The sequence below is a fragment of the Nostoc sp. MS1 genome (assembly GCF_019976755.1).
Classification (GTDB): domain Bacteria; phylum Cyanobacteriota; class Cyanobacteriia; order Cyanobacteriales; family Nostocaceae; genus Trichormus.
In genome coordinates this window covers 3517411-3532050 of record NZ_AP023441.1, presented here as the reverse complement: position 1 = coordinate 3532050, position 14640 = coordinate 3517411, and the positions used below count along the sequence as shown (strand labels likewise).

The window sequence follows — 14640 nt, the reverse complement described above, 5'->3', positions numbered from 1 at the left end:
ATAGTCAATAGTCAATAGTTAATCCGTTACTTACTTTGGACTATGGACTGTGGACTATGGACTCTTCAAAAGAAATTGCAAAAACGCTTATGACACGAGTTGAATTTCCACCACACCTACCACCGGATGATAATGAATCAAAAAATCTGGTGGTTGGACATACCTTACATCTTCCGGCTTGGAAGTGGCGAGATTACTTTACTTTTAATGTAGATCACAAGGTTATCGGTATCCAATACCTGGTAACAGCGTTTGTGTTCTATCTGATCGGTGGGTTGATGGCGATCGCTCTCCGTACCGAGTTAGCAACACCTGATGCAGACTTCATCGACCCGAATCTGTACAACGCTTTCATGACCAACCACGGAACAATCATGATTTTCTTATGGATTGTTCCCAGTGCGATCGGTGGGTTTGGTAATTATCTCATCCCCCTAATGATTGGGGCGAGGGATATGGCGTTTCCTAAACTAAATGCGATCGCCTTTTGGTTGAACCCACCAGCCGGCTTACTCTTGTTACTGAGTTTCATATTTGGCGGTTCTCAATCTGGTTGGACAGCTTACCCACCTTTGAGTCTGGTGACTGCGCCAATGGCTCAAACTCTGTGGATATTGGCGATCGTATTAGTTGGGACTTCTTCAATTTTGGGTTCGGTGAACTTCGTCGTTACTATCTTGATGATGAAAGTTCCCAGCATGAAATGGGATCAACTACCTTTGTTCTGCTGGGCAATTTTGGCAACCTCTGTACTAGCACTACTATCTACACCAGTGTTAGCTGCGGGTTTGGTGTTGCTATTATTTGACCTCAACTTTGGTACTTCCTTCTTCAAACCAGATGCTGGCGGTAACGTCATCATCTATCAACACTTGTTCTGGTTCTACTCTCACCCGGCAGTATATTTAATGATTCTGCCTATCTTCGGCATCATGTCCGAAGTAATTCCCGTTCATGCGCGGAAGCCAATTTTTGGCTATAAGGCGATCGCTTATTCTAGTGTAGCTATCTGCGTCGTCGGCTTGTTCGTCTGGGTTCACCACATGTTTACCAGTGGTACACCCGGCTGGATGCGGATGTTCTTCACTATCTCTACCTTGATTGTTGCTGTTCCTACTGGTGTGAAGATTTTCGGTTGGGTCGCAACCTTATGGGGTGGTAAGATTCGCTTTACTAGTGCGATGTTGTTCGCTGTTGGCTTGCTGTCTATGTTTGTGATGGGCGGCTTAAGCGGCGTAACGATGGGTACAGCACCCTTTGATGTCCACGTTCACGACACATATTATGTAGTGGCGCACTTCCACTATGTCTTGTTTGGTGGTTCTGTGTTTGGGATTTATGCCGGGATTTATCACTGGTTCCCCAAAATGACCGGACGCAAGTTAAACGAAGTTTGGGGTCGGATTCACTTTGCTTTGACCTTGGTGGGAACTAACTTGACTTTCTTACCAATGCACAAGTTGGGTTTACAAGGTATGCCTCGCCGGGTGGCGATGTATGACCCCCAGTTTGTTGATTTGAATGTGCTTTGCACTATCGGGGCGTTTATTTTGGGTTTATCAGTGATTCCTTTTGCGATCAATGTGATCTGGAGTTGGAGCAAGGGAGAATTGGCTGGTGATAATCCTTGGGAAGCTTTGAGCTTGGAATGGACTACTAGTTCCCCTCCTTTGGTGGAGAATTGGGAAGTTTTGCCTGTGGTGAATCATGGGCCTTATGACTATGGTCATTCGGCGGAAGTGGGTGTGTTGGAGACCTAACCCCCTAACCCCCTTCCTTGCCAGGGAAGGGGAATTAATAAAGTAAATTCTCCTCTCCTTGTAGGCTACCGTGTACACACAAGTCTGATCAACCTTGCCCCATAACGTTTTGATACCCCCCTAACCCCCTTTAAAAAAGGGGGAACAAAAATCAAAGTCCCCCTTATGAAGGGGGATTTAGGGGGATCAAACCACATTTTGCACCCAGCACAAAGATGTGTGTACACCGTAGCTCCTTGTAGGGGAGAGGTCAGGAAAAACTTGATGGGAGAAGTAAATATGACTGTTGTAACGGCGCATGAGGATCATGGCGGACATGAGGCGCATCCAGATTTAAGAGTTTGGGGATTGTTGACTTTCCTGATTTCCGAATCTTTGATGTTTGGCGGATTTTTTGCCACCTATCTGTTTTTTCGCGGGTCTACAGAGGTGTGGCCGCCGGAGGGAACAGAGGTAGAGTTATTTGTCCCGACGATTAATACAATTATTCTGGTGTCTAGTAGCTTCGTCATTCATTTCGGTGATATGGCGATTAAGAAGGGTAATGTCTGGGGAATGCGGTTTTGGTATCTCGTCACCGCAATTATGGGAGCGGTTTTCTTAGCTGGTCAGGTGTATGAGTACCAGAATTTAGGCTATGGTTTGACCACCAATGTCTTCGCTAACTGCTTCTATATCATGACTGGGTTCCACGGACTGCACGTATTTATCGGACTGTTACTGATTTTAGGTGTATTGTGGCGATCGCGTCGTCCTGGTCATTATTCTGCAACTAAACACATCGGCATCGAAATGGCAGAAATTTACTGGCACTTCGTAGACATCATCTGGATTATTCTATTCACCTTAGTTTACATCCTCAACATTTTGTAATGGGTAATAGGTAATGGGTAATAGGTAATAGTTCTTCCAATTAGCAATTACCAATTCCCAATTACCAATTACCAAGGAGGTCATTTTGCATACCAACACCAACAAATTTTCCTGGTTCCAAGTTTCAGAAGATATCAAAAAGTTATTAATTTTAGCAGCACAGAATTGGGAAAACACTTCAGAATCAGAAAAGTATATTCAAGAAGCTCTGAGCAAAACTGGAGGAAATACCGATGTATTAGTAGCAGCTTATAGGTTTTTCTACTATAAAAATAATTATTCCTTGGCATTACAAACAAGTTACGAATTATTAGATAAAATTAAAAAATCAGAGAAATTTCCTGATGAATGGGATCAGCTTAAACCTGTACTAATCAATCGGCGGGAAGAATCTCAAATCAGGTTGTACTTGAACGCTTATGCAGCCGCAGGATTAGTATTAGCTAAGTTAGGGGAAATCGAGCGAGCTAAGGAAATCAGCATGAGAGTCAAGGAAATTGATGACAAGCATGATTTCGGAGCAGGAATCCTCCTGGATGTTTTGACACGCCCAGCAGAAGAAGATGATTGATTCAGTTAAAAGTGAACAGTTATCCGTTATCATTCAACACTCAACAGTTACCAGTTAACAACCATGAACATTTTCTCATTTTTTACTGCATCTTCCTCTAAATCTTTATCCACATCTCCTAATAGTAATAACGACTTACTTCCCTCCAGAATTGTTGTTCCTGTCTTACCAAATGAGGAGCTTCCCAGAGTTAATGCTCCCATTATTGTCTTTCCTAGCAACAATTATTAACTGAGTGTTTAAATATCATGCAAGGTAGGGATTGGCTCCTGACTGGAGACGGTCAATATCAAGTGTGTAAATCAGCGAGAAGTTGGGATTTATTACAAGAGAATTATCGTCTGTATCGGTTTTTAACTGATATGGAAGATGTTCTGAGTGGGGTAAGCGATGAATCAACTCGTTTACCCGAAATCCGAATGCTCGTGAGACGCTTGATTGTAAATTCGTACTGGGTGCGAAGTCAGTATTTAGAGCCTTCCCCAACTACAGGAACCTCTGTTGTTCTCCTATACGATGAATTAGGTTTTCCATTGACTGTGCAAACAGTAACATTTGCACCTGGAACTCGTTCTAATATTCATAATCATGGAACTTGGGGAGTTGTAGCAGTCTTAAAAGGACAAGAAAAAAATACTGTTTGGCGACGCACAAAAACCCCAGATTCTCAAGACAAAATCGAACCCACGGGAGAAATTATCCTATCACCAGGAGACATCATTAGCTTAACTCCCGATGCCATTCATAGCGTCCAAGCAATAGGTGATGAACCCACTGTCACCTTCAATATCTATGGAGAAACTGACCCCAAACAAAGATTTGAGTTTAATGCAGTAACTCATAGTGTCAAAAAGTTTTAGGGAGTGATGAGTGCTGAGTAGAAAGTTATTACTTCTTATTCTTCTTCCTCATCTCCCCCCACTCCCTCATCCCCAATTATCAGGAGAAATACAAATGGCTAGAGTGATTTTCTATGGAAAACCCGGTTGTAAGGGTGGTACTCGTCAGAAGGTCTTATTAACTGCGGCTGGTCATGAAGTAATCACTTATAACCTGCTGACAGAACCTTGGACAGTGGAACGTCTGCGTTCATTTTTTGGCGATCGCCCCGTTAAAGAATGGTTCAATCTCTCCGCACCACAGGTAAAATCTGGTGAGGTACTTCCTGAACAAATGGACGAACAGACTGCTTTATTTTTAATGTTGAAAGAACCTTTATTAATTCGCCGTCCTCTACTACAAGTAGGCGATCGCCGAGAGGTTGGTTTCGATGTGGAAAGCATCGACGCTTGGATTGGCTTAAAACCCGTAGACGAATCTTTCCGCGCCATGAGCGAAAGCCTCATGAGCCAGAATTTACAAGGTTGCGGTCATGGTAACGGCCACAGCCACGACCACCACCACGACCATCAAGGTGGTTGCAACCATCACGCTCAACAAGAACATCGTTAGAAGATGAGGAGGATGAGGGAGATGAGGAGGATACTAAAACTATACTTCTCTATCTCCCCCACTTCCCCCACTCCCTCATCTCCCCCTACTCCCCACTCTCCCATCTACCGCACACTAGCAGCTTCAGCAGTCAAGTCTTGAAACAAAGGCGTGCTGAGGTAGCGTTCGCCGTAGGAAGGTTGAATCATGACAATTAACTTGCCTGCGTTTTCTGGTCGTTTTCCTACCTGCAAAGCCGCGCATAAATTAGCGCCGGAGGAAATACCAGATAATAAGCCTTCTTCTCTGGCTAAACGCCTTCCGTAGACCATTGCTTGGTCGTCGCTGACTCTGATGACTTCATCGACTAATTCTAGGCGGAGAACATCAGGGACGAAGCCTGCGCCGATACCTTGGATTTTGTGCGGCCCGGCTTGTCCACCGGAGAGGATGGGGCTATTGCTGGGTTCAACTGCGATCGCCTGGAAACTCGGTTTGCGTGGTTTAATTACCTCTGCAATACCTGTAATCGTTCCTCCAGTACCTACTCCAGCAATAACGATATCGACTTCACCGTCGGTATCATTCCAAATTTCTTCGGCTGTGGTTTCGCGGTGAATTTTGGGGTTAGCTGGGTTGCGGAACTGCTGCAACATATAGGCATTGGGAGTATTAGCCACAATTTCTTCGGCTTTGCGAATGGCTCCCCGCATACCTTCTGTACCAGGTGTCAACTCCAAAGTTGCACCATAAGCCCTTAACATGGCCCGTCTTTCTTGGCTCATTGTTTCTGGCATAGTCAAAATTAAGCGGTAGCCACGCGCTGCGGCTACCATTGCCAGAGCAATACCTGTATTACCAGAGGTGGGTTCGACTAAAATAGTTTTTCCTGGTGCAATTAAACCTTCAGCCTCGGCTGAGTTAATCATACTCACCCCAATCCGGTCTTTTACAGAAGCAGCCGGATTCATGCCTTCTAATTTGACAACTATTCTGGCAACTACTCCTTCTGTTTGCGGAATCTTATTGAGCTTAACTAAAGGTGTGCCGCCAATAAGTTCTGTTACATCATTAGCAATTTTCATCAATCTACTCCTAAAATCCTCAATTTAGAGTCAAGTGTTTCTCTATAACAATCAGCTTATAACAATTAGCTTGTATGTATTTGATTTACCAAATAAATTTGCGTAAAAATATATATGAGGTATTCTCACTAAAGCACAAAAATACCAAACAAATAAGCTATTTAGAAACATTCACTAAACACTTTTCCTTTAAACTGCTTTTGTAAATCTAAATACATTTATAAGTGAAAAAATATTAAATATATCCTTTACCTGGAACTCTATTTTTGTGGCTCTCGTCCATTAACTAAGATTCGTAGACATCACTTTGTATTTAAGCAAACTTTTTACCCATATTTCCCAAATTTATAGAGATTTGACTTTCCTAATTTCTAACTTCTAAGCCTATTGACCACCAAATAGTGAAATCTGAACTTATTTATAAATACTTAATGGGACTTTTTTACTTATCTCGATACACTCGCCAATAAATATATTTTGCTTGAGTACAAGTTTCCAGCATAGAGTACTCAAACACAAACCTACATTTATTAGCAGCATAGTTAGCTTTGACCTTGATTTTAGGAATACTAGAACCCCGCTTCATCAATGCTAGTACCCCACCCCAAAAATACTAGTCCCTCTACCCCAAAAAATTTCTATAATTCTTCAACTGTAAAGGTTTCACAATTTGAGTACAAATCTAATAAATTTAATAATCTTGATCCGACTCAAATAAACTAGGGTTGAGGAAGTCGGCTGATATAAAACTAATAGGATTTACGCAGAGATTCCCCTCTACCCCCCGAAATTCAATGGGTAAAACCAACGAACTAGGGGGGACTTCTTAATCAATAAAAAGCTAATCATGAACATTAATTTATAAATATATTTGATAATTAATAACTTAGATTCAAAGGTAAAAGCAGATTTTCAGGTAAAAGATACCTTGTTTTTTACTATCGATATTTTTAAATTATGACATATTTTTTGTATTAGTAGCTTACTAGCTAAACCCTCACCCTAATCAAAGACGAGAACATAAAAATGTTTGTCCACCCACTCCCTACTCCCTACTCCCTACTCCCTTTTTCTAGCTAGGAGAGCAAAGATGAAAGTCAAACTTTTGAATGTTCTCACTGTGTGTTTAATTACTTTAGCCGTTCTTTCTCCAGGACTAGTAGTATTTAGTTTAGTTTGGTTAAGGCATACAGAGTTCGTTAAAACACAGAATCTAGAATTTGAAACCAATAAGATTTATTCAGCAAACACTACACTTTTCAGTGCAACTACAAATCAAACCTTAGCACCACCTCAAGTTAGCACTCAAAATCCTGATCAGAGTATCGTGAATCAATTGCTGACTGCTGAACAGTATAAACTTGCTGTCTTATTACAATGGTTCATTTTGCTAACACCTGTATTTATTGGGTTAGGAATTATTGTTTATGACAGATATCTTCTTTACCGCGCTGCTATTTTAAAAGAACAAATTGAAATGCTAGAAAAACTTTGGCAGCAGAGTATAGAACAATAAGTAAATTTATCTAACAACTAACAAATTAATTATGACTGAAGCAACACAGGAACGCCAAATTTCATATTTTAATTTAATTGATGAGTTATTAAAATGCCCTAATGGTCAAGAGCCAGAAATTTTAGAAGCTCAATCAGAATTAATTGATGCTGGTTTTGTCGAAGCAATTGTCCAAGTAGCAACCGCATTTGCTCATCAAGGTAATCAAGATGGAGCACAATTTCTATTTTTTCTAGCTCGTGAGTTAGCTAAACAGTTGGGATTGTATCCTGATTTTCAGAAATCTGAAGGAACAAATGAGGGGTAATAATGCTACTAACTGCAACTGATGCTGGACATATAGCGTTAGAGTTTCTCTTGGCAGACTGGAATATTTTAGACGAATACAGAGATTGGTTTACCATCTTTAATTCTCGTCTAACTGGTCAAAGCTGGTATATTGTAGAGTTGGGTATAGAAGGGTTTCCTGATAAATGGTATATCCAAGTTTACGACACAGGAGAATGTGACCCTAACTATACTTTTGTTTCTCCAATCAATGGGTCTGAGGGATTTGTTGATTTGGGACATTTACCAGAAATTCTAGCTGAAGTGTTAGTTGCAGAGCGCAAATCTAGGTAATTGGTGATTTTATATAATAATTAATCTCTTTGGTTTGTCTATATACCAGAGAGATATTTTTTTATTTGGGAATTATTTACTAAATTCGTAATATCAATTATGGTTATAAATACCATAAATTAACAATAAAGTTTTAACATATTTTTAAATAGATTATTTTCGTTGAATAAGGCTATTTGTCAACATTAACTAACAAAAATATGTTATAGTAGTTAGCGTGATGTACGCTACAGAAATATCAATTGCAATGATTGCGGAAGATATACTAGCTAAAGAGTTCACAAGAGTCGTCAGTCACTACTACCCAAAGGTTGGGGAATTATTAGACGGGTGTCATGTGAAAATCATCACCTGTTTCTGGGGACGACCTGCTAGACGCTTGCAATATATAGGAATTTATTGTTCAAGTGAAATGCTTCCTTTTGTGCAAGCCGAAAAAGAAATTCTTCGAGAAATAGCTGAAAATATGGGTCTGGTGCAAGTAGTTTGTATGAATGCTAAACGCTTATTGCGAGATCCTAAATCGAAGCTAAAAGATAATGATCCACGCCTATGGCTGGACTTGCAGATGGTAGCAAGGTAAAGTAAAAATCGTTAGCAAATAATGAAAACTGGACTGTTCTGCAATTACGAAAATCACCACCAAGACTCGCGCCGCGCTATTTTTGAACAGGTGGCGCTGGTGCGACAGGCGGAGAAGTTAGGTTTTGAAGAAGCTTGGGTAACAGAGCATCATTTTAATGAAGTAAATCTTAGTTCGTCGATATTGCTGTTGATGGCACATTTGGCGGGTGTGACTTCAACTATCAAATTAGGGACGGCTGCGGTATTATTACCATTCCACAACCCTATTAGGGTGGCGGAAGATATTGCTACCTTAGATAATTTGTGCAATGGACGATTATTATTTGGTGTGGCGAAAGGGGGGCCATTTCCCCAACATAATAAGCATTTTGCCACACCAATGGGTGAATCTCGCACCATGATGCTAGAGGCATTGACATTGATTCAAGAGCTTTTATATGAAACTGATGTATCATTTAATGGACAATATTATCAATGCGATCGCCTCACCGTTTACCCCAAACCATTACAGCGAGAAATCCCTATCTATATAGCCACTGGTGATGATGCAGGTATCGAATTTGCTGCTAAACACTCCTTTGCTTTGATGGGTGGGCCACCGTTTGCTTTAGAACGATTAAAAAAGACGGTTAATACCTATCGCGCCTTAAATTCTAGTGGTGGGGAAAAATTTGTTTTAGCACGCTTCTTTTATGTAGGCAAAACTTGCGACGAAGCAGTGAGCGAGGCTTTACCTTTTATTAGGTATTTTAGCCAAAAAATGCAAGCCAATTCAGCCCAAGTAATGCAGAATAGTGCTAGTGGTCATCAGCCATTTGACCGCACCAATATTTGTTTTGACGAAGACTACTTGCTGGAAAATTCTATCATTGGTGACGTTGCTACTTGTCGAGACAAAATCAAGAAATTTCAAGACGAATTGGATCTAGGTACATTAGCGCTCAAACCCTCATCTTTTTCTCTGCAAAAAAATCAGGAAAGCTTGCAGCGCTACAACCAAGAGGTACAAAATTATGTCTAAACTGAATCTGCTTCCACCCGATGATTTACCGCCTAGTGTGGTGTCAAAAGAGGATGGAATGCTGCATCTGGAACTAGAACAGTCTATTGGGAGGTGCTTCTATCTAGCTTGCGATCGCATTACCCAAGCACTACTGAATAACTGCCAGTGGTATCTTACCAAAAAAGATGCGATCGTCATGTTAATAGTAGACTGTCCAGATATCGTCTCTTATTGGCATATAGTCAGCAATATCCCTCAATTGGGGAATCGCTTAGAGAGGTTTACTAAAAATGCCAAAATCCGCGTCTATCCACCTTTTGGTAAAGGCGGGCCGTTAGAAATCAGCGTGAATGAAATTTCTGCCTATCGAGACTGGCTGTAAAGTTTGATTATAGTTCTATTTACATACCCAGTTTTTCTAATAAGCTGGGTTTTTTGTTTTTCCCTGATATCATTTTTTTGACTAGAAGTTAAATACTAGCATAAAAGTTAATAATCCTACCTATAGATAAATGGGGCAAACAAGCGCTCGCTATCTGTTTTTGAGAGAATAAATACTTACTGATTTCATCTTCACTTATTTATAATAAAAAGGACTAAAATGATCAGTATAAAAAAATAAAATTGAGCAAATAAAAGTTTAATAGATAATAGACTATTGACTAATAACTATTGACTTTAAATATTCTTAAATTCTTATGAGTATTTCTACTTCTGCAAAAACCTGGATTTGGCGAGGCTTTCCTATTTGCTATCAAACTCAAGGAACGTCTGGGCCTGCTGTTGTATTAGTACATGGCTTTGGCGCTTCTTGGTCGCATTGGAGAAAAAATATACCTGTATTAGCACAAAATTGTCGCGTTTATGCAATAGATTTAATTGGTTTTGGTGGTTCAGCCAAACCTCAACCAGATACAGAAATCACATACACATTAGAAACGTGGGGACAGCAAGTAGCCGATTTTTGTCGGGAAGTAGTAGGTGAGCCTGCTTTCTTAGTAGGAAATTCTATTGGCTGTATTGTAGTCATGCAGGCAGTAGTCAGTAACCCAGAGATTGGTTTAAGTGTTGCCTTACTTAACTGTTCTCTGCGATTATTACACGATCGCAAACGGGAAACTCTACCTTGGTCACGTCGTTATGGTGCGCCGTTGCTACAACGTGTACTATCTGTAAAACCAATTGGTCAGTTCTTTTTCCGGCAAATTGCTCAACCAAAAACAGTCCGCAAGATTCTCCTGCAAGCTTATATTAATAGCGAGGCGGTAACAGAGGAGCTAGTAGATATATTAACAGCACCAGCGAGTGATCCTGGTGCTGTGGCTGTGTTTCTAGCATTTACTTCTTATTCTTCAGGCCCCCTCCCAGAAGACCTGTTACCTGTGTTACCTTGTCCAGCAATTATCATCTGGGGTGCAAAAGACCCTTGGGAACCTGTAGACTTGGGACGCAAGTTAGCCGACTATCCTCAAGTACTCAAGTTTATACCTTTAGAAGGGGTAGGGCATTGCCCCCAGGATGAAGCCCCTGAATTAGTTAATCCCCTTTTACAAGATTGGATTAGAGAGCGGTTGATGGTAAGCGATGAGGCAAAATTAGAGGCGTAGTTTTCTATGGAAATAATTACTACCAGCGACGACCCCAACCGCCGTTCCAGCCCCAGCCACGGTTCCAGCCGCCCCAGCCACCGCCGCCCCAGCCGCCTCCACGGCAGCCCCAGCCGCCCCAGCCGCCAGCTAGGAGTTCTTGTTCTGTTGTAGATAATTCCACAACAGACTCAGAATCAGATTTCATCTGTTCTTCCACAGATAAATCCTTGAGCAAGTCGGATGTTTTTGTTAATGCTGACATATCTACCTCCGTTTCTTGTATTTCAGTTAGGGAAAATTAGATTTTATGTGAGTTGTGGGAGCTTTTTCTTAGCAGTACTTGCAAAGCTTCAAGCACTCAACTAATTACCTATCGGCTTGACTGAATTAGCAACGACCTTCATCTGCGGTAACATACTTTCTTCCAATAACATCTGCGATGATCATGATGATCCTCATGATCATCATAACCACCATCAGAGCTATCATCATCGTCATACCTTCTTCCCCCAGATAAAAGTTGTTGATCTTCTATGGATAAATCAACTAACAACTCTGATGTATTTGTTATTGCTGACATATTTACCTCCGTTTTTAAAATCAGATTGCTGTATGTGCTATGTATTTAGATTCCTGGTGCAATATTTGAAATTTTGGGTAACGTCTATGCACAAAAGTTTGGATTTATGAAGGAATGAGCAGAAAAGAAAATATTTTTGTTGAAACTTTCTTTTCTAGCTCTATGTAGTTGATCATAGAAGGAGATTCTAAGAAACTGCACTAATTCACACAAAATCTAATTGATTTTGTGTAAGTCCCTTTAGTCGGTTGCTCCTCCATTAATGGCAAATTACTGCGGTAATCTCCGAATGCTAATGATGCTTCTAGTTGTAACTAGAAAACGTCTATTGCCTGTGTAGAAACCGACATCACCTCCACTACTATCACCTTCATCAGTAGAGCCTGTATCGTCATATCCTCCACTAGAAGAACCTCCACTGGATGAGCCTCCACCACTAGAGCCGAATCCACCAGATAGAAGTTGTTGTTCTTGTGCAGATAATTCTGTCAACAAAGCGGATGTACTCATTTGAATCGACATAATTAATTACCTCACTTACGTTTATAGGTGTGTCATTCACCTATGTTTTTATTATCAACAACTCATGATTTTTTTAAATTAATCTAAAGTCGGAAAATAATTAAATGAATTTATTTCCTTTGGTCAATGAATATTCGTGACAACCATATCAAATGCTGTATTTAATTAGCTATTTAATTTATTAATTAGAATGATAATATCATTTCTTAGTAATAAAATATATTAATTTGTATGAGTAAATATAAAATTCCCGGACTTAGTGAATAAATCCGGGAAATAGTTAATAGTGAGACTGGTTATTTTTAAATATCAAACTGATAAAAACTTTAAATGTTCTCCTTGTTGTGAGAGGAAATCATTTAACGAACCTTGTAGTTGTACTTTACCTTGCTCGATAAAAACTATCCAATCAGCACGATTGACAACGCTAGGACGATGGGTGATGAGAATTGTGGTTTTACCTTGGCGTGATTCTAAAAGCCTATCTAATACAAGACCCTCACTTACTGGGTCAAGTCCAGCCGTTGCTTCATCTAAAATTAGTACGGGTGGATCAGTCAGGATTCCTCGGGCGATCGCTAGTCTCTGTTTCTGTCCACCAGAGAGATTAGCACCAAACTCACCTAATACTGTTTGATAGTTATTAGGTAGTTGGCTAATAAAACTATCAGCATCAGCAATATGACAAGCCTTGACAACTTCTTCAAAAAGAATATGAGGCGTTCCTAAACGAAAGTTTTCTAAAATTGAACGACTCCAAAAGTGAGGTTCTTGAGGTACATAAACTACTTGCTGTCGCAAACAATTTAGGTCAAGGTCTTGAATATTATAGAAACCAATGCGAATATTACCGGAATTTGGTTGATATAAACCTGCTATCAGCTTTGCCAAAGAACTTTTACCACAACCTGATTTACCAATCACAGCAATAGTCTTTCCTCCAGGTAGCTTGAGAGAAAAATCTTCCAATAAATCAACTCTCCCAGGATGATGAAAGTTGACATGAGAAAAACGAATATCTGCATCACTAGATATTTGAGCAATTGGTTTTTGTGCTGTCTCACCCATTTCTGAAGTCGCATCAATCACTTCTAAAAGGCGGGAAATAGCCGTTTGGGAACGGAAATATTCATCTATTAAACCAACCAGGGAACTAATCAAAGTCAAGACGTTAATTTGTAGCGTATTAATTGCCAACATTTGACCAATGCTTAAATTCCCTTCCATGACCAAAATACTACCTAGACCTAATAAAACTACACCACCAATACTAGATAAAAATCTAGCCATAGTATTATTAATAATGCCAATTTGAATAGTGCTGAAAGTTAGATTAGCTAAACGACCAAAGCGGCTTTGAAACTCATCCCAGAATTGAGGGGCTGCATTTGTCGTCTTGAGTACCTGAGCGCCTTTAAATGTTTCTACTAAAACCCCTTGATTTTCTGCTCCTAAAACTAAAATATTGCGCGTTTTCTGTTGCAAAACTGGTAAAAAGGGCAAGGTAGACAAACTCATCAATGCACCAATAGCAATTACCGTTAATGCAAGCTGCCAACTATAAAACAGCATCAGGAAAAAGGAAATAATAGCAATAAAAAATTGGCTAGGTAACAGCACTACAAATTGCGATACTAATTGATTGATTTCATTAATATCTCTCAGGCGGCTAGTAATTTCTCCACTGCGGCGAGCTTCGTAATAAGTTAAGGGTAACTGGAGTATTTTGCGTCCAAACTCTAAAACTAAGCCTAATTGTAGTCTTTGACCAAAGTGAGCAATCATTGTTGATTCTAAAATTTGCAGAGTGCTACTAAATACAGTCATAACTACAACGGCTATAACTACAACAGTTAATAAATCAGTATCTCCGCGAACTAAAACATCATCTGTTAGTAGTTGAATAAGAACAGGAGTACCTAAAGCTAGTACACCCAAGACTATGTTGATCATCAAAACCTGAGAAAGTAACCCACGATAAGGCAAAATGCGCTGGAGAAAGCGCACAAAACCTGCTTGGGGTTTCTCTTGCGGCTGTTGACCAAAACGGTGCGGGTCTGGCTCTAGCAAGAGCATGACCCCATTCCAAGCTCTAGATAACTCATCTTTGTCGATATAACGAATACCTACGGCTGGGTCAGCAATTACGTATTTTTTGCCTCGTTTGTCGTGTAAAACTACCCAATGATAGCCACGCCAATGAATGATAGCAGGTAATTTAATTTCTTTAATTCTGTCTAAAATTGCTGGTGAAGCTTTAACGGCTCTAGCATTAAAACCTAAATTCTCAAATCCACGTTTCAAGCCTAATAAGGTTGTACCTAATTGTCCAGTTCCTACTGCTTCTCGACTTTTATTCATACTCAAAAAGTGTCCATAATGCCGAGAAATAGAAACTAGACAAGCGGCTCCACAATCTTCTTCACTAAACTGTAAAGTACAAGGGTATTTTTTTCGTGAGTTAAAAAAGTTGAACATAATTTGTAATTCGTAATTAATTTGGA

Annotated in this window: 18 protein-coding genes; 12 read left to right on the top strand and 6 right to left on the bottom strand. The window is 40.1% G+C overall.

The window, feature by feature from the left end; genetic code table 11:
• Nucleotides 1-89 precede the first annotated feature (89 nt).
• From ctaD to NSMS1_RS15290, 3 genes are all read left to right on the top strand, one after another.
• On the top strand, nucleotides 90-1760 hold the full coding sequence (ctaD, locus tag NSMS1_RS15300) for a cytochrome c oxidase subunit I (RefSeq protein WP_224094977.1): 1671 nt from the start codon (nucleotides 90-92) through the stop codon (nucleotides 1758-1760).
• A 279-nt stretch (nucleotides 1761-2039) separates the two neighbouring features.
• Entirely contained in the window at nucleotides 2040-2633 is a 594-nt protein-coding gene (locus NSMS1_RS15295; RefSeq protein ID WP_224094975.1) for a heme-copper oxidase subunit III, read from the top strand.
• Between the two features lie 85 nt (nucleotides 2634-2718).
• Nucleotides 2719-3204 carry a hypothetical protein gene (locus tag NSMS1_RS15290; protein ID WP_224094974.1) on the top strand — a complete coding sequence of 162 codons (486 nt, stop codon included), beginning with the start codon at nucleotides 2719-2721 and terminating at the stop codon, nucleotides 3202-3204.
• Nucleotides 3205-3251: 47 nt separating this feature from the next.
• Here NSMS1_RS15290 and NSMS1_RS15285 read toward each other — a convergent pair whose 3' ends face one another.
• Entirely contained in the window at nucleotides 3252-3407 is a 156-nt protein-coding gene (locus NSMS1_RS15285; RefSeq protein WP_224094972.1) for a hypothetical protein, read from the bottom strand.
• Nucleotides 3408-3452: 45 nt separating this feature from the next.
• Between NSMS1_RS15285 and NSMS1_RS15280 the strand changes: the two genes are divergently transcribed.
• Together NSMS1_RS15280 and NSMS1_RS15275 are read left to right on the top strand one after the other, a co-directional pair.
• Nucleotides 3453-4064, top strand: coding sequence for a cupin (locus NSMS1_RS15280; RefSeq protein ID WP_224094970.1), 612 nt, complete (start codon nucleotides 3453-3455; stop codon nucleotides 4062-4064).
• Between the two features lie 94 nt (nucleotides 4065-4158).
• Nucleotides 4159-4656: an ArsC/Spx/MgsR family protein gene (locus tag NSMS1_RS15275; RefSeq protein ID WP_224094968.1), complete on the top strand. Its 498-nt coding sequence runs from the start codon at nucleotides 4159-4161 to the stop codon at nucleotides 4654-4656.
• A gap of 104 nt (nucleotides 4657-4760) precedes the next feature.
• On the opposite strand, the gene cysK is transcribed toward NSMS1_RS15275, so the two are convergent.
• Nucleotides 4761-5720: a cysteine synthase A gene (gene cysK, locus NSMS1_RS15270; protein WP_224094966.1), complete on the bottom strand. Its 960-nt coding sequence runs from the start codon at nucleotides 5718-5720 to the stop codon at nucleotides 4761-4763.
• Nucleotides 5721-6810: 1090 nt separating this feature from the next.
• On the opposite strand from cysK, the gene NSMS1_RS15265 reads away from it, so the two are divergent.
• From NSMS1_RS15265 to NSMS1_RS15235, 7 genes are all read left to right on the top strand, one after another.
• Nucleotides 6811-7236, top strand: coding sequence for a hypothetical protein (locus NSMS1_RS15265; protein WP_224094964.1), 426 nt, complete (start codon nucleotides 6811-6813; stop codon nucleotides 7234-7236).
• A 31-nt stretch (nucleotides 7237-7267) separates the two neighbouring features.
• A complete protein-coding gene (locus tag NSMS1_RS15260) occupies nucleotides 7268-7543 on the top strand; it encodes a hypothetical protein (RefSeq protein WP_224094962.1) in 276 nt (91 codons plus the stop codon).
• A 2-nt stretch (nucleotides 7544-7545) separates the two neighbouring features.
• Nucleotides 7546-7857 (top strand): hypothetical protein, encoded by a 312-nt coding sequence (locus NSMS1_RS15255; protein WP_224094960.1) that lies wholly within the window; start codon nucleotides 7546-7548, stop codon nucleotides 7855-7857.
• A 220-nt stretch (nucleotides 7858-8077) separates the two neighbouring features.
• Nucleotides 8078-8440, top strand: coding sequence for a hypothetical protein (locus NSMS1_RS15250; RefSeq protein WP_224095239.1), 363 nt, complete (start codon nucleotides 8078-8080; stop codon nucleotides 8438-8440).
• 21 nt (nucleotides 8441-8461) lie between these two features.
• A complete protein-coding gene (locus NSMS1_RS15245) occupies nucleotides 8462-9463 on the top strand; it encodes an LLM class flavin-dependent oxidoreductase (RefSeq protein ID WP_224094957.1) in 1002 nt (333 codons plus the stop codon).
• Nucleotides 9456-9827, top strand: coding sequence for a hypothetical protein (locus NSMS1_RS15240; RefSeq protein WP_224094955.1), 372 nt, complete (start codon nucleotides 9456-9458; stop codon nucleotides 9825-9827). Before NSMS1_RS15245 ends, NSMS1_RS15240 begins: the two co-directional genes overlap by 8 nt.
• 316 nt (nucleotides 9828-10143) lie before the next feature.
• Nucleotides 10144-11052, top strand: coding sequence for an alpha/beta fold hydrolase (locus NSMS1_RS15235; protein ID WP_224094953.1), 909 nt, complete (start codon nucleotides 10144-10146; stop codon nucleotides 11050-11052).
• 19 nt (nucleotides 11053-11071) lie between these two features.
• Here NSMS1_RS15235 and NSMS1_RS15230 read toward each other — a convergent pair whose 3' ends face one another.
• From NSMS1_RS15230 to NSMS1_RS15215, 4 genes are all read right to left on the bottom strand, one after another.
• On the bottom strand, nucleotides 11072-11296 hold the full coding sequence (locus NSMS1_RS15230; protein ID WP_224094951.1) for a hypothetical protein: 225 nt from the start codon (nucleotides 11294-11296) through the stop codon (nucleotides 11072-11074).
• Between the two features lie 138 nt (nucleotides 11297-11434).
• A complete protein-coding gene (locus tag NSMS1_RS15225; protein ID WP_224094950.1) occupies nucleotides 11435-11614 on the bottom strand; it encodes a hypothetical protein in 180 nt (59 codons plus the stop codon).
• 270 nt (nucleotides 11615-11884) lie between these two features.
• Entirely contained in the window at nucleotides 11885-12136 is a 252-nt protein-coding gene (locus tag NSMS1_RS15220; protein WP_224094948.1) for a hypothetical protein, read from the bottom strand.
• A 309-nt stretch (nucleotides 12137-12445) separates the two neighbouring features.
• Complete coding sequence (locus NSMS1_RS15215; RefSeq protein WP_224094946.1) at nucleotides 12446-14614, bottom strand: peptidase domain-containing ABC transporter; 2169 nt, start codon at nucleotides 14612-14614, stop codon at nucleotides 12446-12448.
• Nucleotides 14615-14640 lie beyond the last annotated feature (26 nt).

What these genes read in the sequence shown, in the direction of transcription:
- cysK (WP_224094966.1), bottom strand. Translation starts at nt 5,720, where the DNA reads ATGAAAATTGCTAATGATGTAACAGAACTTATTGGCGGCACACCTTTA.
- ctaD (WP_224094977.1), top strand. Translation starts at nt 90, where the DNA reads ATGACACGAGTTGAATTTCCACCACACCTACCACCGGATGATAATGAA.
- NSMS1_RS15285 (WP_224094972.1), bottom strand. Translation starts at nt 3,407, where the DNA reads ATGGGAGCATTAACTCTGGGAAGCTCCTCATTTGGTAAGACAGGAACA.
- NSMS1_RS15295 (WP_224094975.1), top strand. Translation starts at nt 2,040, where the DNA reads ATGACTGTTGTAACGGCGCATGAGGATCATGGCGGACATGAGGCGCAT.
- NSMS1_RS15245 (WP_224094957.1), top strand. Translation starts at nt 8,462, where the DNA reads ATGAAAACTGGACTGTTCTGCAATTACGAAAATCACCACCAAGACTCG.
- NSMS1_RS15225 (WP_224094950.1), bottom strand. Translation starts at nt 11,614, where the DNA reads ATGTCAGCAATAACAAATACATCAGAGTTGTTAGTTGATTTATCCATA.
- NSMS1_RS15280 (WP_224094970.1), top strand. Translation starts at nt 3,453, where the DNA reads ATGCAAGGTAGGGATTGGCTCCTGACTGGAGACGGTCAATATCAAGTG.
- NSMS1_RS15220 (WP_224094948.1), bottom strand. Translation starts at nt 12,136, where the DNA reads ATGTCGATTCAAATGAGTACATCCGCTTTGTTGACAGAATTATCTGCA.
- NSMS1_RS15250 (WP_224095239.1), top strand. Translation starts at nt 8,078, where the DNA reads ATGTACGCTACAGAAATATCAATTGCAATGATTGCGGAAGATATACTA.
- NSMS1_RS15260 (WP_224094962.1), top strand. Translation starts at nt 7,268, where the DNA reads ATGACTGAAGCAACACAGGAACGCCAAATTTCATATTTTAATTTAATT.
- NSMS1_RS15265 (WP_224094964.1), top strand. Translation starts at nt 6,811, where the DNA reads ATGAAAGTCAAACTTTTGAATGTTCTCACTGTGTGTTTAATTACTTTA.
- NSMS1_RS15240 (WP_224094955.1), top strand. Translation starts at nt 9,456, where the DNA reads ATGTCTAAACTGAATCTGCTTCCACCCGATGATTTACCGCCTAGTGTG.
- NSMS1_RS15215 (WP_224094946.1), bottom strand. Translation starts at nt 14,614, where the DNA reads ATGTTCAACTTTTTTAACTCACGAAAAAAATACCCTTGTACTTTACAG.
- NSMS1_RS15235 (WP_224094953.1), top strand. Translation starts at nt 10,144, where the DNA reads ATGAGTATTTCTACTTCTGCAAAAACCTGGATTTGGCGAGGCTTTCCT.
- NSMS1_RS15230 (WP_224094951.1), bottom strand. Translation starts at nt 11,296, where the DNA reads ATGTCAGCATTAACAAAAACATCCGACTTGCTCAAGGATTTATCTGTG.
- NSMS1_RS15255 (WP_224094960.1), top strand. Translation starts at nt 7,546, where the DNA reads ATGCTACTAACTGCAACTGATGCTGGACATATAGCGTTAGAGTTTCTC.
- NSMS1_RS15275 (WP_224094968.1), top strand. Translation starts at nt 4,159, where the DNA reads ATGGCTAGAGTGATTTTCTATGGAAAACCCGGTTGTAAGGGTGGTACT.